Raw genomic sequence first — 22,212 nt, 5'->3', positions numbered from 1 at the left:
ATGACAAAACTGACTGTAGAAGAAACAAACCTTTTGAGCATTTACAAGACCGGAAGCCGACAGGGGCTTATCGTCGCCATGAACGCCGCGCTGCCCTTTATGGACGGGGAAATGCGGGGCTTTGCTGCCCGTACCCTCTCCAAAGTGGAAGCCATGACCGAAGCGGAGTTTGCGGGGCTTCCCATTTACGCCGCTGATGAAGTATGAGCGAGGTCAAGCGGCTGACGCCGCCCCAGAGCCGGAAAGTCAACGCCCTTGTGCGCCGGACGTGCTGCAACTGCGATAATGGAAACTGTATCTTACTGGACGACGGGGACGAGTGCGTATGTCCGCAGCTCATTTCCTATTCGCTTCTCTGCAAGTGGTTTAAGGTTGCGGTGCTTCCCGCTGATAAGCTGCTCTATGCGGAGCTTTACCAAACCGGGGACAGGAAGAAATGTACCGAGTGCGGCACGTCCTTTGCGTCAAGCTCTAACAGCGTCAAATACTGCCCCGACTGCCGGAAGCGTATCACCCGCAGACAGGCCGCCGAGCGCATGAGGAAAAGACGCGCCCCTGTTACGCAGTAGGCGCGGAAAATCCCTTGATTTGCAAGGCTTTCCGGGCGGGAAAAATCGGATAGGCGATACTTTATACCTTTTCCCCCGAAAATGGCGTTCTATTGCGTAACATTTACCACAACAGCACCCACAAAAAGACAGGGCGCGGAAGTCATATACTGACTTTCCGCGCCCTGTTCTTTTATTTCTTTGGCAAACATTTGTATGTATTTGTAATCCAATCATCAAATTTTTTGACCCTTTTCAAATTCCATTACATCATACATTTCTGCCGCGATTGTTTTGAACGCTTCCTTGAATAATTGTAAATCTAATTCTTCCATTGATTTTTCACGTTTGATACGTAGAAAAACTTTAGTAAAGTCTTTTGTCTTAAAACCAATATCTTTACGTCCTAAGCGAATAGGATTTCCGCGGTAAGTAATCCCCATAGCTTGTGCTGCTCTAAATGCTTCCTCTTTAACTTTATAAACTTTGTCATGGAGAGCAAGACGAGTAATAACATCTCTTGATTGTTGACAATCATATTGTTTTAGTTCATTCAACGCAGCAAGCCTAATTTTCCATGATGATTTATTGTTTGCGTCTTTGACAAGCTGACTAATATTAGCTGGTGTTCCTTTTGTCATGTACTATCAAATCCTTTCAAAAGTTGTAGATAATTTTATTATACCACATACCGCTTTCTGTTTCTATACGAAAATCATTTTTTGCTTAATCAGTGTTCCATTCCCTTTTCCCGTTCCGGCTGTCTGTCTGCCTGTAAAATGTTGTCAATGTTCTGCTTGATAATGTCATATTCCCGGACTTTCTTTTTCAGCTTCCCATAGTCGGCGTAAAGGGCTTCTTTCTGCGCTTGAAGGGCTTCATACTCCGATTGCAGCGCGGCGAGGTTCGGGAGCTTTGCAATGCCCGTTGCTTTCAATGACCTTGCAGCGGCTTCATGTAAGATAATCGCCTGTTCCTGTCCGGCGCGGTATTTCTCCCTGTTCCTTGCCTTGCGGTATGCGTCATAGACGGGCTTTGTCTTTTGGTAGGTGGAAACATTCTTGATAAGCACCGCCATGTCCGCAAGCCGCTTTTCGGCGTTCTTCAATGCGTCTGCCGCCTGTCCGCTTTCCGCTGCCATTTCCTCAATCCGGCTAACTAAATCCGCGTACTGTTCAATCTTGTTTTCGGTGAGAAAGTTCATAGTCTTTGCCGCCTGTTTCAGATTGTGGATTTTCGCCCACTGTTCATAGCCCCGGCTCTGCGCCGCCTTGATACTGTTCTCAATGTCGATAAGCAGCGATACGCCGCGCTGCTCTCTGGGAGCTTTCGCCGCCTTTGTCCGTCTGCCCGCTATCCGTTCCCTTATGGCTTCCTCTGTATAATCTGCGCCGAGGGTTTTTAGGCGGGTGAAGCGTTCCTGTCCGGGGGCGCGGCATGATACATATTTCCCCGGCTTTATCTCATAGCCCGCCGCCTGTAACCGCGTTAGCAATTCCTCAAAACTGGAAACTTGGGGGATAAGTGCGTCAACGGCGGTTTTCAGCTTGCCTTTCCAACTTGTACCCGTCTTTTCTGCCTGGTACTCCGCATAGCTCTTTCCCTTGCTGCCCTTGCCGGGGACGACGACGGACAAGCCATTTTCCCGGCACAGCTTGTCGCTCATGTTCCGTATGCCGTAATAGCTCCTTTTGTTGGAATTGTATTTGTGGTGGTCTACGAAGTTTACGGCGCAGAAAATGATATGATTGTGGATATGCCCCTTGTCAATATGCGTCGTGAGTACATACTCATGCTGCCCCTTTGTTACCGCGTCGGCAAGCTGCTTTCCGATTTCATGGGCTTTCTGATAATCTACTTCCCCCAGCTCAAAGGATTGTATCAGATGAAAGGCTAAATTGTTCCCCTTTTGGAGTGCTTGGGACAAGGTATATTCAAACTCAATATCTGCCGTTTCATAGGAGCAGCCAAAAGAGGACACAAGCATTTTCCCGTCCGTCTTGTCCGGGTTTTCGATATAGTCAAGGGCTTTGCTTAGAGTGCTTTTAATAGGCTTAATCTTTGTAACCGCCATATCTCTGCAAGCACCCCCTTTATTTCCTCTATGTCCTCTTGGTATGCGTTCCCCGTCGCGTTTACGCGGCGTGCTATCTGGTTGACGTTGACACCGATTTTCTGTATCTCTGCTGTCATTGCCTTTATATCGGCGTGGTCTATCTGAATGATATACCCGTCAATGGCAATCTTCCGCAGATACGCCGCCATGTTCCGGGTGGGTACGAGCTTCATTTTTTCCAGTATTAAATCCCGTTCCGCTTCCGTCACTCTGAATTTGATTTGCACCGTCCTTTTCCGTCCGTCCATGTGTTCACTCCTTTCCTTTCCGTTCCGAGGGTTTGGGACACTTCCCAACAAGCCATTTTCAACCGACGCGCCGCAGCGCGGGAGGGCGAAAATACGGAAGTGGGTACCCGCTTCCTATGCTTGCTACGAATGTTTTTATCCTTTAGGCTCTTATCCCTTACTACGGAGAAAAAGCGATTTTGCCAAACTTCCGCAAAAGAAAAACGCTGCAATCTCAAAAAAGATTACAACGCTCTCTAAATCCTGTTCAGTTTTAAGCCGGACATTCCTATTCGCCCTCTTTTTCGACTTCGGAAATCTCTTTTGCCGTTGCGGTCACAATCCGTATGCCTGTATCGCTCATACCGTCAAGGAGCGCGTCAAGCTGCCGCCGCTTTGTGTCCTTTGCAGCGGGCGTGTCTAACAGGAATTGGTCTACGGATATATGGTAACGCTGTATCAGCTCAAAGAATATCTGTAAACTTGGGTGCTGCCCCTTGTTCTCAATGTTCGCAAGGTAGCGCGGCGAGATAAACATTTCGTCGCCTACTTTCTTGCGGCTTTCCTTGCGTCCTTCACGCGCTGCCTTTATCGCTGCCCCAAAAGCCTTGAAGTCGTATTTTGGTACTGGTCTTTTTGCCATAGTTATTCACCCTCTTACATTTTACTGTTCCCCTTTCTTCTTGGATATGTCTACATAGTTCTATCAGTTAGCCAAAATAATTCATATATATATATGTTGACAACAAGCTGCTTTTGTATATAATATTATATAAAAGGGGGGGAATGTTTATGTTACATAGCATGCGTATTCGATAAGCATTGAAATCAAAAAAGATTTTTCCCATTTTCAATATGGGCTTTTTTGTCATGCTTATTTTGCGTATGCTATACAACAAAACTAACGACGTATAGACATAGTATAAAAACTATGCCTTAATTTTGTTGTAGTATTATATGTATAAATGCAGGTCAATGCTCATGTTGAGAATTGACCTGCATTTTTTTGCGCAAAAGGAGAAATATTATGCTTGAAAAATATTGGATAAAATGTCCAATTTGTAACGGAAAGACGAGGGTTCAAGTATTTTATAATACGGTATTAAGAAATTTTCCTCTTTTCTGCCCTAAATGTAAATTAACGCATATCGTTGATGTTGAAAAACTAGAAATCATAATCAAAAAACTCTGAAAAACAAACTTTTTTAATTTTTGAAAAGGAAGGATATTTAAATGAAACACTTACCTAAAAGTACACCTACGGAAATATTGAATGACCCATACGGATTTACTTACAAAGAAATGTCGGAAGTAATTGGAGAGGATAAAGCAAGAGCCTTATATACGGAATTGTATAAACAGCCATTTCACAAAGAAAATCTATCAATATCAACAAAAAAAGTCTATAAAAGTAGCGATACTGAAAAGTATGTTTATGAATTGAAAGATAACAGGTATATTGAAACGGTTTTTATTAAACGGCGAGATGGTGGGACTGTTTGCGTAAGTACGCAAGTTGGTTGTTCTGTTGGCTGTATTTTTTGTGAGTCCGGACGCAATGGTTTTGTTCGTAATCTAACACCGTCTGAAATTGTGCAGCAGGTTGTATTGATACGTCAAAAAGTAAATCGTATCGTTTTTATGGGAATGGGAGAACCTTTATTCAATTACGACAACTTGATTGCAGCAATCCATATTCTTCGAGATAGAAATGGACTTAACTTTCCAACCGACGGCATTACCGTATCAACAGTTGGTCCAGTTAATCAATTAAAAAAATTGCGCGAAGAACATCTAAAAATTCAGTTGACAATATCTTTACATGCAGCAACACAGGCTGCGAGAAACTGTATCATTCCTCATATGCACATGTACGCTATTGAAGATGTTGTTAAGCAAGCATTGTCCTATTCTCAAAGGCATAATCGAAAAGTGGTATTTGCGTATTTGCTTTTACCAGGTATAAATGACCGTTCCTCAGATATAAGGCAACTTGCAAAATGGTTTAAGGGCAAAAATGTTATGATTAACGTGCTGCAATACAACCCGACGAGTAATTCAAAAATTAGAGCACCACAAAAACAAGAAATGGTTGCGTTCAAACATCAATTAGAGCAAACAGGACTTGAAGTTACCATGAGAGTTTCTCATGGTAGAGAGATTAAAGCAGCTTGTGGACAGTTAGCTAATACATATAATAAAGCCAAAAAACAACAGAAATAATTTAATTAAAAGAGCCAGACGCACAGACGCAGAGCCGATAATATGCAGTTTGAAATACTGCTGTTATCGGCTCTTTTTTGATTTTAATTTGTGCCCCTAATAACCATATTGGAGCAAAATCAGAACTGTTGCTTGTCGTTCTTTGATTTCCGCAGCAGCTTTGAAAAATCAAAGCCGCCGTTTCTTTTTATCTTCTAATGAAATGACGCGGTATCACTGTTAAAAGCGGCGGCTAAAGGAGGTAGCCGCCATGAAGCACATACCCTATCGACAAAATCCGACGGTCATTGACATATCAAAAAAAGCCCGACCACCGCCGGGAACCTCTCTACCCTTGACTATGAACTGTCTAATCATCTAAATACTGCTTACAATACCTATACGCCTGTCCGGGCTTTTCGGACAGGCGTATTTTGCTGCTCAAAAAATTTTTTGAAAAAATTTCAAAAAATCTTCGGCGTTTTTCAAAAACGCCGTATTGCCCCGCGAAAAGGGGGAAGCACCACCAACTTTCCAACGAGAAAGGAGGTGAGAATGTGGAACCTAATAGCAGGGAGTTTTACAAACAATGTGCTTTTCAGAAGTTTTGTAATACGGTGCTGCACAATGAAGCGTGTGACGCTCACAGGGAGCTGCACAGGCATAAGGCAAGGGAAGTCACCTTTTCCGATTTGCCCTTAGACGAAGCGCGGCAGCTTCATACCTTTGATGAATATTTCAAACGGGAAACCGCCGAAACCGTCTTTGAGAAAGCCGGGAAGAAAATCACGCCGAAGCTGCTTCTTGAAGCAATCCGTACTTTGCCGGAAGAAAAGCGCAAAGCCGTACTCCTGTACTATTTCGAGGGAATGAACGACACCGAGATTGCGAAGTTGTTCAATACATCGAGAAGCACGATACAGTACAGGCGGACAAGCTCTTTTGAGAAATTAAGAAAATATCTGGAGGAAAATGCTGATGAATGGGACGAATGGTAACGAACCCGGCTACCCGGAAAATGCCCTTGTTCCCTATCCTGTCATTGTGGCAGCGACAAAGGGCGACCCGGACGCCATGAAGATTGTCTTGCAGCATTTTAGCGGCTACATAGCCCGCCTCTCCATGCGGAAGCTGTACGACGAGCGCGGGAACGTCTATTTCGGCGTAGACCACGACATTCGGGAACGGCTGCAAGCAAAACTGATGATGGCTGTCCTCACCTTTAGGACAGAGGAATAACCGCAACGGCGGCGGGACGCTTTCTCTCACCCCCTTTTCCGTTCCGCTGTTGACGCGGGTAGCACAGCCATTTTGAACCTTGAAAAAGAAAGCGGCGCAAGATAACGGCGGCGCAGCATAGGGCAAATCGGATACGTTCCTTTTGCGTCGAGCCATACGGCGGGTGCGCCATGACGCTATCCGGGCGAGGTTATCACCGCCCGGACAGCCGAGCGACCAACACCGCGCCGGAAAGCAAGTGTAGCGGTTTGCGGGCAACGACACGCAGAATATACAATGATACTTCCTTACAGCCACAGTCCGAGCGTTAAGAGCGTCGCAGGCAATGGGTAGGGCTGCATGAGAACCATGCCGGGGTGAAATTCCCATGAGGTTATGCTAATAACCGTCCGATTAAAGCCTTTGTTTTATTGAATAGTGGACTTGCTGCTATTCATAGACTGTATTATATGTTTGCGAAAGAAAGGGGGATTTTCTTTGACGCAAAACCAAACGCCCGTTACCACAACGGAGCATAAAATCGGAAAAGTTACTTACCTTGTATGTTCGTCTGCAAGTGAACGCGCAACGGACACACTGGATAAAAAGATAAAAAAGCTCATTCGCAAAGACATGGAGCTGAACCCCCGTAAACGCCTGAAAATAGGGCGTTTCTTCACATTTTATACATGACACAGGCAGCGGTATGTGGTATAATATAGACAGTACAAATACCATGCTTGTCTGTCGTCGGAAAGGAGGACAAAATGTTACAGACAGACAAGATTACCGCTTTATATTGCAGATTGAGCCAGGAAGATATGCAGGCCGGGGAAAGCGAGAGCATACAGAACCAAAAGCTGATTTTACAAAAGTACGCTGACGAACACCACTTTTTCAATACGCGCTTTTTTGTAGACGACGGATTTTCCGGCGTGAGTTTCGAGCGTGAGGGGCTTCAAGCCATGCTGCATGAGGTTGAAGCCGGGAACGTGGCGACCGTCATAACAAAAGACCTTTCCCGTCTGGGACGCAATTATCTGAAAACCGGCGAACTGATAGAGATTGTTTTCCCCGAATATGAAGTGCGCTACATTGCCATTAACGACGGTGTAGACACAGCGAGGGAAGATAACGAGTTTACCCCTCTGCGGAACTGGTTCAACGAGTTTTACGCCCGCGACACCTCAAAGAAAATCCGGGCTGTTAAACAGGCAAAGGCACAGAAAGGCGAGCGTGTCAACGGCGAAGTGCCGTATGGTTACATAGCCGACCCAAACGACCGCAATCATCTATTGCCCGACCCGGAAACGGCGCACATTGTAAAACAGATTTTCGCTATGTATGTGCGCGGCGACCGTATCTGCGAAATCCAGAACTGGCTACGGGAACATGAGGTACTTACTGTTTCAGAACTGCGCTACCGTCGTTCCGGCAGTTGCCGCCACCCGCGCCCGCACCCGACCTGTATTTATAACTGGCCGGATAAGACACTGTATGATATTCTTGGACGCAAAGAATATTTGGGGCATACCATTACGGGCAAGAGCTATAAGGTATCTTACAAATCGAAAAAAGACGAAAAAAGAACCCGGAGGAAAAGCAATACTTTTTTCCCCCAACACGCACGAACCTTTGATTGACGAAGAAACCTTTGACCTTGCACAGAAACGGATTGCTACCAAACACCGCCCTACAAAGGTTGATGAAATTGACATTTTTTCGGGACTTCTCTTTTGTGGAGATTGCGGCTATAAAATGTATCTGCAACAGGGAGCCGGGACACTGGAACGCAAACACGCCTACACTTGCGGAAAGTACCGAAACAGGATAAGGACTGGCGAGCTTTGCACTACCCATTATATCCGAAAGAGCGTCCTTAAAGAACTTGTCCTTGCTGATTTACAGAGGGTGCTGTCCTATGTGAAAGAGCATGAACAGGAGTTTATCGAAACCGCCAACGAGTGCAGCGCAAAGGCAGTACAAAAGACGCTGACACAGCAGCGGAAAGAGCTTGACAAGGCGCAGAGCCGCATTAGCGAGCTGAACATCTTATTCCGCAAGCTCTACGAGGACAACGCTTTAGGGAAACTTTCTGATGAACAGTTTGCTTTTCTGACTTCCGGCTATGATGAAGAAAAAAAGACGCTGACCCGGAGGATTGCGGAGCTGTCACAGGAAATCGACAACGCCACCGAGCGCAGCGCGGACGTGAAAAAGGTTTGTCGCACTGGTACGCAGATACACCGCCATTACCGAACTGACCTACGAAAACGTCCATGAATTTATTGACCGTATTCTTATTCACGAACTGGATAAGGAAACGAACACCCGCAAAATCGAAATCTTTTATAGCTTTGTCGGCAGAGTTGATACGGGCGACAAGCCTACCGAAAGTATCTCCTATTTCAGACAGATAGGAGCCGACGTAAAGAGTTATGCTATCTAACATACATCAAAAAGAGGTAAGATAACGCCCTCTGCAAAAAAGGTTACGTTATCTTACCTCAACAAAGGTTGTTCCGGAATATCCTTCATCAATATACCATTTTTCAATCGTCCTGTTATCTCTTGCAGCAAGCTCATTGCATACACGTTTTTGTGATTCTATGCTGTAGTTCGATTTACTTTTTTCTGACGAACTTCTTCTGGCATAGCCAAATACTTTCATAGTTTTTTCCTCCTTCGTGTGAGAATATCACACACTTTCTGAGGATGATTTTTATCTCATATGTCAAAGTTCCTTCCTTTGACATATGAAGAGAAAAATTATATTCCATATATCTCCGCCCTTTATTTGCTTTTTAGGACAAAAAAAGCATCCACGTATGAATCTACAAGGATGCTTTGATTGAACTAACCAGTAGGTGTATTCTAAGGAATACATCATCATAATACAAATATTAAGAAAAAATGTCAAGCAAATCATCTTTGAGACAGGGTAAAAATAGTAAATTAGATACTTTTGAAAGTAGATTCTATTTTCAAAAAATATTTGTCCCATTCAAGTGTTGATTTATGTAATTGGTTACCTTTGAATATAAATGACAATATTGTAAATACTAATGCCACCACACCTTTGGTTATTAAAACTTTTATGGAGAACAATTCCTGTTAGTAGTAAATCAGCTTTTAAATTGAGATTAGAACTAAAAGGAGATTTATCTTATGAAACAACAAAAAAAATTAAAAAGCAATTCATTATATTTTAAAAATAGGGTGTGTTATTTGGAAATATTAACTGCTTCATTTTTATATTCAAATCACAAATATTTTTTGACACAATTGCAGGCTCCGTCTGGACTGTGCCATTTTCTCTACTTTTAATCATATCTTCTTAGCCATAAGCTAGATTACCTCTGGTGTTTCAGGAAGACGCTCAATGGTAAGAGAATAAGTCAGTATGGCTGATATACATGATTATGGTAAGCAGAATGACGTTGAGGAGAATTGAGAAAAGAAGAATCTAGGGCTTCAAAATCACATTATATTAAAGAGGTTTTATTATTTTATTGCATCCAAGACAATTAGACTTCATCTACCCTGAAGTTCTGGTAAGCAGTACTAATTCAATATGTTAAGCTTAAGCGTAAGGAGGAATCAACAATGTGTACAGTACTGAGATTTAAACAATTTTTTGGAAGAAATTTAGACTACGAATTTTCCTATGGGGAGAAAATTACCGTTTCGCCCAGAAATTATAATTTTAAGTTTCGCCATACTAATAAACAAGGAAAACATTATGCTATAATAGGTATGGCATATATTGTAGGAGATTATCCATTATACTACGATGCCATAAACGAAAAAGGAGTAGGAATGGCAGGATTAAATTTTGTCGGAAATACATATTTTAATGCTCATGTAGATGGAAGGGATAACATTACATCCTTTGAGTTTATTCCATGGGTATTGTCTCAATGTGCGAATATTAAAGAAGTCAAGGAATTACTTGAACATACTAATGTAGTGAATACCGCCTTCAACAGTAAACTTCCACCTGCACAATTGCATTATATGATTAGCGATGACACAGACAGCATTGTTATAGAATGTATGAAAGATGGTATGCATATATATGATAATCCTACACATGTTTTAACCAACAATCCACCATTTAAAGAACAGATTTCTAGGTTGAATGACTACATGTATTTGACCAATAAGCAACCAGAAAATACATTTTCAAAGGATTTAAATCTTGCCCCGTATTCACGCGGATTTGGTGCATTTGGATTGCCTGGAGATTTATCAAGTCCGTCTCGATTTGTTCGTGTTGCCTTTACTCGATCCAATGCAACAAGCGACGAAAATGATTTGAGTCAGTTCTTTCATATCCTTGGATCAGTAGAGCAGCAAAAGGGACTTTGCGAGGTGAGTGAAGGTGAATATGAATATACCATCTATTCTTCTTGCTGCGACTTGTATAATGGAATATATTATTACACAACGTATAACGGACACCAAATTATAGGTGTGGATATGTTTAAGGAAGATTTAGATTCTGATAAAATCATATCTTATCCAATGATGGAAAAAGAAATAATCAGTTTTCAAAATTAGGTTGTATTCATTGTTTGAAGGTAATGGTTATATGCTATTATACGAGGGATTGTGTATGAAGTGTTTTAAGCAATTTACCAAAAACTCAAGAACGACTAAACAGTGCCCCATGTACTACCATAACTGAATATTTTAATATCTTAGCTCATATATTCTTCATGTTATGTGTGGGTTATTTTCTTGCTCTTTTTTCCGTATTGCCCAAAGGTATAGTCGGAATCTCCGTTTATATATTTCAGCGTTTGCGGAAAGAGAGCGAGATTAAGAACACATCTTCTTTTTAGCATATCATTAGAATACAGTTAATTGCTTTCACTTGTGAAGGTCATGACACAAAGGCTTATTCGTGCTCCTCTTTTTAAGAAAAATTGGAGAGCTCTTATCACACATATATTTCATCATGACACTTCACTTTGTCTATTTGGCCATTACATGGAGTTTTTAGATAGTTGAGGAGAGAATACAATGATAATGGAAACTGAATGTTTAAAGCAAATAACTTAAATAAGATATGAAAAGTGTGCTGAAGCCGAAATTGCTGATGAATTAGCAACCTACGATTACAAGAAAAAAACACGAAAACTGCTTGAATATCTGAGATGCAATGGCGTTATGATTGTGTATAATAAAAAGGAAAGAAATTGAAAAACAGAAATCTGATTTTATATTGCTGATTTACCTTTTTAATCATCTTTTTTATAATGTCTTCTAAAAGTAAATTATTTTCTGATGGAACATTTTGCTTTTTTCTTTTGTTTTTCCTTTGAAAAAACTTTCCTTGTAAACAATATAATATTTATTGACGAAGCACTTTACTTTTATGGTGAGGTGTTTTTTTATTTTTAGTGTTTCATATATTACTACATCAAAAAGGAGGACCAAGAAGTATGGCACAAAGTTATGGATATGTAAGAGTTTCAAGTATAGATCAGAATGAGGAACGACAAATAGTTGAGTTAACACATAGAGACGTAGTTCCTAGTAATATTTTCATAGATAAACAGTCTGGAAAAAGTTTTGAACGTCCGCAATACAAAAGACTTGTTAAAAAATTAAAATACGGCGATTTACTTTATATTCTGAGTATAGACCGTCTAGGCAGAAATTATCTGGATATACAGGAACAATGGAGAATTCTAACTAAAGAGAAAGGAATCGATATATGTGTGCTCGATATGCCCTTACTGGACACACGAAATGGAAAAGATTTGATGGGAACTTTCATTGCTGACCTTGTGTTGCAGATACTATCATTTGTAGCACAGAATGAGCGTGAAAATATAAGGAAAAGACAGGCTCAGGGTATTGCCGTTGCCAAAGAAAAAGGAATAAAATTTGGCAGACCAGAAATAGCATTACCAGAGAATTTTGGAAAACTCGTTTCCGAATGGGAAAAGAAAAAACTTCCGATAGAGGAGGTGTTAAAAGTATGCGGAATAAGTAAAGCAACCTTTTATAGACGCTTAAAAGAATATAGGATGAAAAGCAAAGTGTCATAAAGTAGACCTTTTGACACCTCCTCTCTTCATCTATATTAAAACAAATTTACAAATTTTACCAGTGTTTTTTTATCTTTAAATAAGAATATCGGCATACATAAATAATTTTTTATAACTTATTTCAAAAAGTCTACTTATTGATAAATTTAAGGAGGGAAATTATGCGAAAATTGAAAATGAGTAAACTTTTTAGTATTTTTCTTACATGTATCCTATGCTTATCGTTTTTGCCAACTGATTTAATGGCAATGAACGATGCTGATACAGTTAAAAACGGCTATTATAACGAGTCTAATACTTGGGTTGAGGGTGAATTGGATCAAGCATTACCAGAAGGTATCCATTCCGTTAACAAAACAGCTGTCAAAAGTGAAAACGACGACAACACTTACGATATTACTTTGGAAGTCGTAACAGAACAAAATCTAAGCAAGCTCACGAAGAAATCTGCAACGATCCTCGTGATAGATACATCAGGAAGTATGGGAGATTATCAACGATTGATAAATGCAAAGAACACAGCCAAGGAGTTCGTTAAAAAGTATGCAGGAGATGAGCCGGATAGTGGACGTTATCTCGCTATCGTGAATTTTGCTACTAACACGAATATTATCTTAAATTGGACGGATGTTTCATCTGCAGATGGGAAAGCGTCTGCAGATAATGCTATAAATCAATTATATGCGGATGGCGGAACAAATCTACACGCAGGTATCAAACAGGCTAGCCAACTATTTGATGATACTGCGATTCAGGATATTGAGAGCAAGAATACGATCGTACTGACAGATGGTGCACCAACTTATTATTTGAAGAACTGTACCTCTGATATCAATTGTATCTTTTATACACATGTAACCATCTCCAACACCAGATATCATGTAGGTGGTGACGGAGATAAAGGAAGTGAAACGATCAACGACGCTACTGCTGCTGAAGCAAAAACACTCAAAGGCAAATCAACTGTCTATACGATCTGTTACGGTGCGAGTCGTGAAATGACCTATCAGGGAGGACCAACAGTCTCTGCATATTTAAAAAACAATATTGCCAGTGAAATGAAGAATGCTTATGATGCAGATGATTCTGATGATCTGGTGGATGCGTTTAAGGCGATTACAGAAACGATCACGAGCGGTCTTGACGGTAAAGGATTATCTGTATTCGATGGTTCTGCGCCATTCGTTTCAGTAAGTGGATTACCCGAATCGATCGTACAAGATGAAGAAGGTTTTACATGGAAGCTTGAGAATGCAGAAGAATCCACTGAGGGAAATAAAAAATATTATACGTATCGATTAACTTATAAAGTGACCTTGAATGCAGATGCTATTGATTTCGATGAAGGAAAATGGTATCCACTCAATGGAAAAACATATATCACACTGGCAGATGGGGAAAAAGTTTATTTTCCTATTCCGGCAGGACAAGGTGTCAAAACGCGTTATACTGTAACATATACAGATGGAGTAGAGGATGAAGAAGTGTTTGAAAATCAGATTACGACTGATCTGGTCTATGGAGCTGAAACGCCTTCCTTCAAAGGGACTCCGGAAAGAACCGGATATCTCTTTACCGGATGGACACCTGAAATCAGTGAGACTGTGAGCGCTTCTACGACATATGTAGCAACATGGAAGAAAAGGATGGAGCCATTAAACAAAGTCCCTGAAATCAACGCAGAAGATAAAACACTTATAGTAGGAGACACATTTGATCCAAAGAAGGATGTGGCAGCTACTGACAAGGAAGATGGCGACCTTACAGCTAAGATCGAGATCGTCAAGAATACAGTAGACATGACAAAAGCCGGAACATATGAAGTTACATATAAAGTAACAGACAGTGAAGGAGCGTCCACAACGAAGACGATCACAGTCACTGTCAATCCAAAAATGGAAAAATTGAATGAAGTTCCGACTATTCAGGCAGAAGATAAAACACTTATAGTAGGAGACACATTTGATCCAAAGAAGGATGTGGCAGCTACTGACAAGGAAGATGGCGACCTTACAGCTAAGATCGAGATCGCCAAGAATACAGTAGACATGACAAAAGCCGGAACATATGAAGTTACATATAAAGTAACAGACAGTGAAGGAGCGTCCACAACGAAGACGATCACAGTCACTGTCAATCCAAAAATGGAAAAATTGAATGAAGTTCCGACTATTCAGGCAGAAGATAAAACACTTACAGTAGGAGACACATTTGATCCAAAGAAGGATGTGACAGCTACTGACAAGGAAGATGGCGACCTCACTGCTAAGATCGAGATCGCCAAGAATACAGTAGACATGACAAAAGCCGGAACATATGAAGTTACATATAAAGTAACAGACAGTGAAGGAGCGTCCACAACGAAGACGATAACGATCACCGTAAAGGATAAAGAATTCAAAGCAGATATAAATAAACCGGATACGGATGAGCAGAACAAAGATACAGGTAGTGTAGAAACAGGAGATCGAACCAATATAAGCTTCTATACCTCTCTGTTCGAAATGAGTGTAGTATGTATCGCTATCCTGGCGGTATGGAAGAAAAAGAAAGCATTGAGAGATCGATAGACTATGAAATAAGGAGAGATGCAGCAAGTGATTCTTGCAGAGCAGGAATATTCCTTTTAAATCCATTCAGATTTGATTGAACGTGGTGATTTTCATGAATTTAAATGAAAAGTGATACCCGCTTTATCAATGATCTGAGGTGCTGTAACTAGGAATAGGTGATTGCTGATTCAACAAACGGTCTCGAATCTCAAAAAGGAACCGTAATATTTGGATAAAACAATCCTCGTATTACGGTCTTTTTAGTATAATGATGTTTAATAAATATCGCTTGTTGAAACAGCAATGATCTGTACTGAACTATTAGGAATGTGAAGAATTATGTGTAAGTAAAAATCGACAGGTATAGATAGTAGATGACGAATCTTGTCTAATCATCATTTGTTTATGTATTATCAGTATGCCCAATTCATCAAGGGTTATACTGATTTTTCGTATAATAAAAGCAGGAAGAAAAACAACCTGCTTAATATAGAATTGAATAACCCATATGAAATAGAAAGAATAATTTCTGTAGGAAAGAGAATCAACTATAAATTTGATATTCATGATAGAAAGCCAGGGTGTATAATTATTCCTGGCTTTATCTTTTTGTTGCATACAAACAGAATAAAGTCGATAGAGAAGAAATGACGTGCTTGCTTTATAAACCTTTGAGTTAGTAATAAAAAACATCATTCTTCCTATTCTTGTTTATGAATAAGCTTATATCTAAAACGACGATCGTTTATGATTCAGTCAGTATGTACAACGAAACTATATGGAACAAGATACAGGAAGTAAACTCTATGATATTAGTGAGGAGGAACTAGTGATGGAAGGACCTATAATTAGTATTGATGTATCCAATGGAAACAGTCACTATATTCTTTTTGAGAAGAATAATAAGAAAGTTGGAGGAGTACATAAAATCAACCATGATGTTGAAGGATTCGCTCGTTTAAAAACAGATATTAAAATTCTTTCTGATAAAGTTGGCGAGAAAGTCTGTGTGGTTTATGAAGCTACAGGTGTATACACACATCCACTTCAAAGATTTCTTGAAAAAATGATATCAAACAATATATCATTTCGCCGCTAGAATCTGCCAGAAAACGAAAAGAAGGTATCCATTCTAAAAAAACTCAAGCTTGATTTTTGCGAATGAAACATACCCTGGATGCGATTATGATAATATTGAAGTCAAGATATTACAGGACCTGTTAGAGAAAGTTGAGATGATCAGAAACGATGCGGATAAAACCCTACGGAAAATAATTCAGATAGCGGAAACGATAAATGAATATTATCTTATTTTAAGCATATTTTAAGCATATTTTAAGCATAGATGGAATCGGTCCTAACCTGGCATCTAGAATATTGGCAGAAATAGGTGATATAAAGTGATTTAAGACACGGGAAGCATTGATAGCTTATCTTGGCTTAGATCCAAATATCAGTCAATCAGGACAACTGGATGGTGATCATTTTATCTATCTCAAAGAAGGGAAACAAGCAATTACGATGTCTACTGTATTTAGCGGTCACATGTAATATAAGGTTAAAGAAAGTAAATCCCATCAATCAGTTTTATCAAAAGAAAAGGCAGCAATTGAACCCGTTAAATTCATAAGCCGCCAAGGTTGCATGTACCGCTAAACTAGCTAAAATCATTTACAGTATGTGCAATAACAACACTATCTTTCAAAGATAGCCTATTTATATTATACATATTTTTTAAAAAAATGGAAGATTCCATCTTTTTGTCGTAGACAAGTGATCTACTGATAATGAAGTGATATTTTCTGAAATTTAGGCTTGATTTCTATTATCTAATTTTTATATGCCTTTATCATTACTCATTATGCTTCTACTGCTTCCATAATGGCAAGTTGATTTTGAATCATATCCCAGTTTCGACATCTCTGTGTCCATTTGCTGCTGAGGTTCTGAATAGCCAAGTAAAGCATCTTTCTCAAACTGTCATCATTTGGGAAAACCGTCTTTGTTTTCGTGACTTTTCTGAACTGTCTGTTCAATCCTTCAATCGCATTTGTCGTGTAAATGATTTTGCGGATTTCAACTGGATAATCATAGTATGTGCTTAGTATATCCCAATTCTCTTCCCAGCTACGTACTGCGGTTGGATATTGCTTGCCCCATTTATCCTTGAAAATTGCTAACTGATTCAGTGCCTGTTCCTCTGTATTTGCTTGGTAAACAGTTTTTAAATCTCTCATGAACTCCTTGATATGCTTATAACTCACGAAGCGTGTGCTGTTGCGAATTTGATGGATAATACAACGCTGAATACGTGCCTTTGGATAGACAGCTCCTATAATTTCTCTGAAGCCTGTAAGACTATCTACGCAGAATAAGGAAACATCCTTAACCCCTCTGCTTTTCAACTCATTCAGCACTCCCATCCAGTATTTCGCAGATTCACTGGCTCCTACCCATAATCCTAAAACTTCCTTCATTCCTTCGTTATTGATGCCCAAAACAACGTATGCAACCTTAGTCACGACCTGATGATCTTCTCTGATTTTATAATGGATCGCATCCATAAATATGAATGGATAGAAGGCTTCTAAGGGTCTGTTTTGCCATTCTGTTACTTCGGGCAGAATGCGCTCGCTGATCTTGCTTACCAGTCCTTCTGAAATCTCTACATCGTACAGTCCTTTGATCTGGTCTCTGATATCTCTTGTGGACATTCCAGTAGCATACAAGGAAAGGATGCATTTCTCAATGCCATCGGCATTTCTCTGATATTTTCCAATAATCTGAGGTTCAAATTCACCGTTACGATCACGTGGTACATTCACATCCACTTCACCTAACTGTGTTTTCATTGTGCGTTTTACAGATCCGTTGCGATAGTTTTTCTTGCCTTCACATGTCGTTCTTTCAGCGCGATCATAGCCTAAATGCTGATCAATTTCAGCCTGTAAGGTCTGTTCTAATACATCCGCAAACATGCCTTTCATGCACTCCATAATGTCCTGTGTTGATGTAAACTTTTGTTCATTCACAAGGTCCTTGATCTGCTTTGTCGAAATAAAAGATGTGTTCATAGTATTTTTCCTCCTGTAAGTATGTTTCGTATCTACATTCTTACCCGCTTTTTACTATTTACACATCTTTTGCTATATTCCTGAACTATCAAAAAGTACACCTTTTGCAAAAAGCATAAATACGCAGAATTGTCACCTGTTGCATCACCAACAGCTTTTTTTACTTTACCTTTTACTTTGTCTGTAAATCCTTTGTCTGACATTTGGCTCACTCCTTTTGATTTCTACACCTGTAATTATAACTCGCTGTTTACCGTATACTATATTGCATTTGGCCCGATTATTACATTAAAAACACGTTTTATACAATGCTTGAAACAATATGAATATTGATAACACTATTTTTAGATATTCACATACCTACAGGAATTATTTCTCCATATTGTCTGATTCAAAAGGAAGATCTTCTATCGGTTCCCAGGATTCTCCAAAGTCAACTTCCTTGAATAAAGCAGCCAACCCAGTAATCTGTTTCAAACGTAATATCTCATCTCGATCCATTCCAAGATGTTTTGCGATCCATGTATCTGAGCGTCCGAATTCATGCAGTTCTTTGACGATATTGCTCATTAAATCTACATCATGACTACCTCTTGCACGGTTATGACGGATGGTGCTCGCCATTCTCTGATCTAATGGTTTATCGATCACAGAAACAGGCAATAGACCCTGTTCCCGCTCATAGATATCTGGATATTCTTTCATGATCCGGTATCTATGAAAGCCATCCACTATGATATACTCATCGTTTGGTTTATCATAATAACATACAATCGGCATCGTATAGCCGTCTGCTTTGATACTGTCATAGAGAAGTTTCATTTCCGGTGGTGCTACTGCATTGGGGTTGTAATCATTGGGATGAATCTTTTCAACAGGTACGGCTCGTATGTCATATACGGGACTTTTTGTCATCGTTTAGTTCCTCCACAGTTCTATATTTATCTTTTAAGTAATCTAACTTTTTTTGCTGTTCACGTGTCAAACCAAATCCCATGAAACGGCAGATATGATCGTTTTTTAAAATGCAGAAACACATCCGTTTCCAGCTTGGTATATCCTTTGTAGACTTGATATCATCTGTATGATCTGGAATCTTATCCAGAAAAATAATGCGTGAATTTTTAAATATCGTATAGTTGGATATGCCGTTTCTCTTGATATGGTATCCATGTTCTATCAGCTCTTGAATGGTCTCTTCCTCTAATCCGCCGCCAACAGTATGCCAGAACTTTAGAGATTTATTAAACTTATCGACATAATTTTTCTGCAGGCGTTTCGGCAGCGTTGCCAGCAAAAATTTGGTATAGGATTGCCACGTATGACCCTCGGGAAGCGTGATGTTACGGTATCCCATAGCTCTTGTTTTTGAATAGATAGAAGTAAAATTTGCGCCCTGCACACGCCCGAGCAGCTTTGTCCATATCTGGGGATCGATGACCCGATAAAGATTCAGCGAATCCTTGGCATAGTCTTGAAAAGGGGAGGCTACGCGCATCTGGTAAACCGTCAGGCCGGCCTTGTAAAATAAATCATATAATTCATTATATGGATAATCAAAGCGATAGTAGGCATGCCAGATATCATTGACCGACCAGTCATACAGAGGGGACGCAGTCCAGACATCTTTAAACTGATGGGTGATCCAGCACTGTCCTTTGTAGCCGTATTTCTTATTAAGAAAACCGCTGTAGCGCTGTAAGGATTCATCGGCACGAATTCCCAGAAGACAGATCGTTTTCTTATTGTTATGGGATATGCGATACCATCTGCCAAATTGTCTTGCAAGGTCTTCCTGGTGCATCTTATAGTGATAGGTCGTCATGGGATTATGTGTCAAATTGAACACATAATCATGTTCCGGCATTGGACGTACCCAGCTGTCTGCCTTTTTATCATCCCAAGGGTACCAGTACATTTCATAGCTGCTCAGTGCCGTACGTGTAGCCATAGGAAGGCAGATCCAATACAATTCTACATGAGGGCGTTTTTCCAGCATCTGGAAGGTTTCCTCTACATATCTTGTCGTGGCTGAATACTGGGCTTCAAAATCCTGATGGAATACTCCAATCGTTTTATCCGGATAGTTCCAATCCCGAAAATCAAGCAGAAGATACAGCAGCAGTCCACTGTCTTTTCCACCGGAAAAAGAAATATAAATGGAATCGAATTCCTGGAAAATAAAATGGAATCGTTCCAATAAGGCTTCATATACATTCAAATCCAGATATCTTTTTATCATAATATGTACTGCATGTTCTTTCTGTAAGACAGCAGAATGCAAGCTCACCCCTTCCGTTATAAAAAGTCTTCCTGTTTCCTGATGATGTGTCAAAGAAACTACTATTAGGACTATTCTAAGATACAAAACCAAAATATCCAATATTATGACAGTATTTTTACAAAAAAGGTTGTTTTATACTACTGTTTTAATCAAATATACATAAAAAACATATCATGATATATTTGAAAAGAAATATCGGCAAAACTGCGTTCTTTTTCTTTATAGCGGTACATCAAAATGGATGAAAAGGGCATGTATAAGTATGGTAGGATTCTGTAGATTCTGCATCTCTAAATAAAATATTTGATAAATGTATAAAAGGCCAATTTAATTGTATAATTGATGCGTTTTTAATATTATTTATCAATTAAATGTGTTTTATCGTTTAATTATGCTATTTTATACTTAAGTAAATTTCGTCTTTTTTATTGTGATTTGCGGGATTTGACCTCATATGACAGAAACCGCCAATATAGAGGAGGATTGAGTTTGATGAAACTTACAGGAAAAGAATTGCAGAATATAAAAGCACTCCATGTGACAACGAAAATACCTGTGCATATCTATGATCTTTGTTTCAAGCTGCTCAAAGTGTACAGTTCCGGGAACCGGTATGAGATCCCTTATGATTTCTCCCGTATCCATTCTGAAAACACGGACTGCAGAGATCTTATCTGGTATGAGTATGGCTGGCTGAAAGAAATCTTTATATTTGTCCGGCATAAGGATGTTATTATCACGCTTGGTCCGTTTTTAACAAATCATCTGGAGCCGGAAGAAATCGAGAAACTTGTGGAAGGAGATAAAATGAAATCGCAGCCCTCTGTCACAGGGAAGGAGTGGTTTTCTTACTATGAAAATCTACCGATCTACGCATTAGGGGATATTCGTGATTTCGTCATACTGCTGGGGGCAATCTTAAATATCGACCTGGAAGAAATTTATTCCAGAAGGCTTCATATAGAAGTTTATCGGAATGAATTGGAATTAAAAAGTCAGGCATTAAAGAGACCTTTTTTTCAGGATTTTGAATCCGAGCAATATGCCTTCTATTATGAAAATAAAATACTAGAACTTGTTGCAAAAGGAGACCTGGATACTTTGAAACAGGGGGTTGCCAAAATCGGATGCAGCGTGATCCCCACCTGGCATAATGATTCTGTACGCACAGAAAAAAACTATACCATTGTTATTCTGGAAAAACTGTCTTCCCTTGCTCTTCATATGGGAAAGGATGTACTGGAAACGATCCGGTTACGAGAATTTTACATAAAGAAACTGGAACAGAAAGAAAAACTGGTGGATGTCCTGGCGGTAAGGGATAGTGCGATTATCCATTTCACAAAAGAACTGCACAATCTGGCAAACAGTGCTTATTCACCTTTCATACTGTCTGTGATACAGTATATTAACCTAAAGATTTACGGACCATATAAAACATCTGATGTGGCAAAGCATTTTTTTCTTTCAGAAAGTGCGTTACGGCGGCACTTTAAAAGAGAGGTACATATGAGCATCACAGAATATGCCAATCAACGAAAGATAGCCATTTCAAAGTTTTTTTTAGCCACGGGGATGCCGATTGCAGAATGTTCAAAACGTTTAGGTTTTTTTGACAGTTCGCATTTCTATAGGACCTTTAAAAAATATGAGGGAATTACACCAAAGCAATTCTTGAATAGAACAACCCAAAGAGATTTTGATGAAAATTTTCTTCTGGACAAAGAACTCTATTGACCTTAGCTGATAAAACATACAAAAAGAACTGTGAAAAATGGTGCAGATAAAGCATCACTTTTCACAGTTCTTTTCTTTCATAGCTGGATGGAAGCGTCTTCCGCTTACGAATATCTTTGATTGCCAACAGAGAAGATCGTATGAATACGGAGATTTTAGAAATATAACAAATAAGAATAATGTATAAAAACA

Annotated in this window: 19 protein-coding genes and 4 pseudogenes; 14 read left to right on the top strand and 9 right to left on the bottom strand. The window is 39.7% G+C overall.

Annotated features, from left to right (window positions below; genetic code table 11):
- A complete protein-coding gene (locus G4D54_13010) occupies positions 1–207 on the top strand; it encodes a conjugal transfer protein (GenBank protein QJA03296.1) in 207 nt (68 codons plus the stop codon).
- Entirely contained in the window at positions 204–569 is a 366-nt protein-coding gene (locus G4D54_13005) for a conjugal transfer protein (GenBank protein ID QJA03295.1), read from the top strand. The genes G4D54_13010 and G4D54_13005 overlap by 4 nt, the downstream gene beginning before the upstream one ends.
- A gap of 172 nt (positions 570–741) precedes the next feature.
- Here G4D54_13005 and G4D54_13000 read toward each other — a convergent pair.
- The 4 genes and pseudogenes from G4D54_13000 to G4D54_12985 all read right to left on the bottom strand — a co-directional run bounded on the left by G4D54_13000 (position 742) and on the right by G4D54_12985 (position 3,534).
- Positions 742–1,189, bottom strand: a pseudogene (locus G4D54_13000) (HEAT repeat domain-containing protein).
- An 89-nt stretch (positions 1,190–1,278) separates the two neighbouring features.
- Positions 1,279–2,622, bottom strand: a complete 1,344-nt coding sequence (locus G4D54_12995) for a relaxase/mobilization nuclease domain-containing protein (GenBank protein ID QJA03294.1) — start codon at positions 2,620–2,622, stop codon at positions 1,279–1,281.
- On the bottom strand, positions 2,583–2,912 hold the full coding sequence (locus tag G4D54_12990; protein QJA03293.1) for a MobC family plasmid mobilization relaxosome protein: 330 nt from the start codon (positions 2,910–2,912) through the stop codon (positions 2,583–2,585). The genes G4D54_12995 and G4D54_12990 overlap by 40 nt, the downstream gene beginning before the upstream one ends.
- Positions 2,913–3,180: 268 nt before the next feature.
- Complete coding sequence (locus G4D54_12985; protein QJA03292.1) at positions 3,181–3,534, bottom strand: helix-turn-helix transcriptional regulator; 354 nt, start codon at positions 3,532–3,534, stop codon at positions 3,181–3,183.
- Positions 3,535–3,918: 384 nt separating this feature from the next.
- Between G4D54_12985 and G4D54_12980 the strand changes: the two are divergent.
- The 6 genes and pseudogenes from G4D54_12980 to G4D54_12955 all read left to right on the top strand — a co-directional run bounded on the left by G4D54_12980 (position 3,919) and on the right by G4D54_12955 (position 8,760).
- A pseudogene (locus G4D54_12980) lies at positions 3,919–4,141 on the top strand (conjugal transfer protein).
- On the top strand, positions 4,125–5,114 hold the full coding sequence (locus G4D54_12975) for a 23S rRNA (adenine(2503)-C(2))-methyltransferase RlmN (GenBank protein ID QJA03291.1): 990 nt from the start codon (positions 4,125–4,127) through the stop codon (positions 5,112–5,114). Before G4D54_12980 ends, G4D54_12975 begins: the two are co-directional and overlap by 17 nt.
- Positions 5,115–5,650: 536 nt before the next feature.
- Positions 5,651–6,091 carry an RNA polymerase sigma factor gene (locus G4D54_12970; protein ID QJA03290.1) on the top strand — a complete coding sequence of 147 codons (441 nt, stop codon included), beginning with the start codon at positions 5,651–5,653 and terminating at the stop codon, positions 6,089–6,091.
- On the top strand, positions 6,072–6,332 hold the full coding sequence (locus G4D54_12965) for a helix-turn-helix domain-containing protein (GenBank protein ID QJA03289.1): 261 nt from the start codon (positions 6,072–6,074) through the stop codon (positions 6,330–6,332). Before G4D54_12970 ends, G4D54_12965 begins: the two co-directional genes overlap by 20 nt.
- Positions 6,333–6,749: 417 nt before the next feature.
- Positions 6,750–7,004, top strand: a complete 255-nt coding sequence (locus G4D54_12960; protein QJA03288.1) for a transposase — start codon at positions 6,750–6,752, stop codon at positions 7,002–7,004.
- A gap of 74 nt (positions 7,005–7,078) precedes the next feature.
- Positions 7,079–8,760: pseudogene (locus tag G4D54_12955) on the top strand (DUF4368 domain-containing protein).
- A gap of 66 nt (positions 8,761–8,826) precedes the next feature.
- Here G4D54_12955 and G4D54_12950 read toward each other — a convergent pair.
- Positions 8,827–8,982 (bottom strand): annotated as a pseudogene (locus G4D54_12950) (recombinase family protein).
- A gap of 935 nt (positions 8,983–9,917) precedes the next feature.
- Between G4D54_12950 and G4D54_12945 the strand changes: the two are divergent.
- The 5 genes from G4D54_12945 (at position 9,918) to G4D54_12925 (ending at position 16,329) form a co-directional block, all read left to right on the top strand.
- Entirely contained in the window at positions 9,918–10,874 is a 957-nt protein-coding gene (locus tag G4D54_12945; protein ID QJA03287.1) for a choloylglycine hydrolase family protein, read from the top strand.
- Positions 10,875–11,761: 887 nt separating this feature from the next.
- A complete protein-coding gene (locus tag G4D54_12940; GenBank protein ID QJA03286.1) occupies positions 11,762–12,373 on the top strand; it encodes a recombinase family protein in 612 nt (203 codons plus the stop codon).
- Between the two features lie 161 nt (positions 12,374–12,534).
- Positions 12,535–14,943 carry a DUF5011 domain-containing protein gene (locus tag G4D54_12935; GenBank protein ID QJA03285.1) on the top strand — a complete coding sequence of 803 codons (2,409 nt, stop codon included), beginning with the start codon at positions 12,535–12,537 and terminating at the stop codon, positions 14,941–14,943.
- An 814-nt stretch (positions 14,944–15,757) separates the two neighbouring features.
- A complete protein-coding gene (locus G4D54_12930; protein ID QJA03284.1) occupies positions 15,758–16,024 on the top strand; it encodes an IS110 family transposase in 267 nt (88 codons plus the stop codon).
- 233 nt (positions 16,025–16,257) lie between these two features.
- On the top strand, positions 16,258–16,329 hold the full coding sequence (locus G4D54_12925) for an IS110 family transposase (protein QJA05202.1): 72 nt from the start codon (positions 16,258–16,260) through the stop codon (positions 16,327–16,329).
- Between the two features lie 455 nt (positions 16,330–16,784).
- Here G4D54_12925 and G4D54_12920 read toward each other — a convergent pair whose 3' ends face one another.
- The 4 genes from G4D54_12920 to G4D54_12905 form a co-directional block, all read right to left on the bottom strand.
- Positions 16,785–17,999, bottom strand: coding sequence for an IS256 family transposase (locus G4D54_12920; GenBank protein QJA03283.1), 1,215 nt, complete (start codon positions 17,997–17,999; stop codon positions 16,785–16,787).
- 32 nt (positions 18,000–18,031) lie between these two features.
- On the bottom strand, positions 18,032–18,202 hold the full coding sequence (locus tag G4D54_12915) for a hypothetical protein (GenBank protein QJA03282.1): 171 nt from the start codon (positions 18,200–18,202) through the stop codon (positions 18,032–18,034).
- Positions 18,203–18,368: 166 nt separating this feature from the next.
- On the bottom strand, positions 18,369–18,914 hold the full coding sequence (locus G4D54_12910) for a ParB N-terminal domain-containing protein (GenBank protein ID QJA03281.1): 546 nt from the start codon (positions 18,912–18,914) through the stop codon (positions 18,369–18,371).
- Entirely contained in the window at positions 18,892–20,241 is a 1,350-nt protein-coding gene (locus G4D54_12905) for a DUF3440 domain-containing protein (protein QJA03280.1), read from the bottom strand. Before G4D54_12905 ends, G4D54_12910 begins: the two co-directional genes overlap by 23 nt.
- 534 nt (positions 20,242–20,775) lie before the next feature.
- On the opposite strand from G4D54_12905, the gene G4D54_12900 reads away from it, so the two are divergent.
- A complete protein-coding gene (locus tag G4D54_12900; GenBank protein QJA05201.1) occupies positions 20,776–22,020 on the top strand; it encodes a YSIRK-targeted surface antigen transcriptional regulator in 1,245 nt (414 codons plus the stop codon).
- Positions 22,021–22,212: the final 192 nt, after the last annotated feature.

Source organism: [Clostridium] innocuum (assembly GCA_012317185.1).
In the GTDB taxonomy this organism is placed as follows: domain Bacteria; phylum Bacillota_I; class Bacilli_A; order Erysipelotrichales; family Erysipelotrichaceae; genus Clostridium_AQ; species Clostridium_AQ innocuum.
The sequence above is the reverse complement of the archived record's forward strand: the minus strand, read 5'-3'. Positions and strand labels throughout refer to the sequence as shown.

Coding starts and splice junctions, on each gene's coding strand:
- G4D54_13010 (QJA03296.1), top strand. CDS start 1: ATGACAAAACTGACTGTAGAAGAAACAAACCTTTTGAGCATTTACAAG.
- G4D54_13005 (QJA03295.1), top strand. CDS start 204: ATGAGCGAGGTCAAGCGGCTGACGCCGCCCCAGAGCCGGAAAGTCAAC.
- G4D54_12995 (QJA03294.1), bottom strand. CDS start 2,622: ATGGCGGTTACAAAGATTAAGCCTATTAAAAGCACTCTAAGCAAAGCC.
- G4D54_12990 (QJA03293.1), bottom strand. CDS start 2,912: ATGGACGGACGGAAAAGGACGGTGCAAATCAAATTCAGAGTGACGGAA.
- G4D54_12985 (QJA03292.1), bottom strand. CDS start 3,534: ATGGCAAAAAGACCAGTACCAAAATACGACTTCAAGGCTTTTGGGGCA.
- G4D54_12975 (QJA03291.1), top strand. CDS start 4,125: ATGAAACACTTACCTAAAAGTACACCTACGGAAATATTGAATGACCCA.
- G4D54_12965 (QJA03289.1), top strand. CDS start 6,072: ATGAATGGGACGAATGGTAACGAACCCGGCTACCCGGAAAATGCCCTT.
- G4D54_12945 (QJA03287.1), top strand. CDS start 9,918: ATGTGTACAGTACTGAGATTTAAACAATTTTTTGGAAGAAATTTAGAC.
- G4D54_12940 (QJA03286.1), top strand. CDS start 11,762: ATGGCACAAAGTTATGGATATGTAAGAGTTTCAAGTATAGATCAGAAT.
- G4D54_12935 (QJA03285.1), top strand. CDS start 12,535: ATGCGAAAATTGAAAATGAGTAAACTTTTTAGTATTTTTCTTACATGT.
- G4D54_12930 (QJA03284.1), top strand. CDS start 15,758: ATGGAAGGACCTATAATTAGTATTGATGTATCCAATGGAAACAGTCAC.
- G4D54_12920 (QJA03283.1), bottom strand. CDS start 17,999: ATGAACACATCTTTTATTTCGACAAAGCAGATCAAGGACCTTGTGAAT.
- G4D54_12915 (QJA03282.1), bottom strand. CDS start 18,202: ATGTCAGACAAAGGATTTACAGACAAAGTAAAAGGTAAAGTAAAAAAA.
- G4D54_12910 (QJA03281.1), bottom strand. CDS start 18,914: ATGACAAAAAGTCCCGTATATGACATACGAGCCGTACCTGTTGAAAAG.
- G4D54_12905 (QJA03280.1), bottom strand. CDS start 20,241: ATGATAAAAAGATATCTGGATTTGAATGTATATGAAGCCTTATTGGAA.
- G4D54_12900 (QJA05201.1), top strand. CDS start 20,776: ATGAAACTTACAGGAAAAGAATTGCAGAATATAAAAGCACTCCATGTG.